1 pseudogene is annotated in these 529 nt (G+C 54.6%); it reads left to right on the top strand.

From position 1 onward, the window contains the following. Positions 1 to 106, top strand: a pseudogene (locus LDN95_RS23100) (IS5/IS1182 family transposase); the annotation flags it as partial. Positions 107 to 529 lie beyond the last annotated feature (423 nt).

Raw genomic sequence — 529 nt, 5'->3', positions numbered from 1 at the left:
CCTCGCCAAAGACTGGGAACGCTCCATCGAGAGCTCGACCGCGTGGGCGAATATCGCTTCTATCCGGATGCTAACCCGCAGAATTGCGCGACTTTCAGCCGCATGACAGACTTTTGAATCGGGCTCTTAGGTCGAATGAGTCAACGCCAAATGGGGCCGCTCAAGCTGGCGATGTTCCACGACTCACTCTCAGTAGGTCAAGTATATAATTTCCGTTCTTCCCGAATTAGAATTACGGTGACACTTTACCAAATGCCCAATCTGCGACATTCTACTTCCATGGCATGCTTAGGGCCGTGCGGGGTTGGTGGGCGCGTCCGCAACTCCCCGCCCTCGGATTATGTGTATTTAGTAAAGTGTCACCGTAATCGCAAGTCGCTGGCGCGCTGATAGAGGGAGCGGGTAACTGCTCAGGAGGTTGGCAGAAAATGGTTGCGCGGTGACTCGGAGTTTGATTCACCCTGCTGATGGCCCCACCCCCGCTTCATGTGCTGAGCGAAGCTGAGAAGAACGAGCTTCTTCTGGCCCA

The sequence above is a fragment of the Novosphingobium sp. FKTRR1 genome, from assembly GCF_020404405.1.
Classification (GTDB): domain Bacteria; phylum Pseudomonadota; class Alphaproteobacteria; order Sphingomonadales; family Sphingomonadaceae; genus Novosphingobium.
The sequence above is the reverse complement of the archived record's forward strand: the minus strand, read 5'-3'. Positions and strand labels throughout refer to the sequence as shown.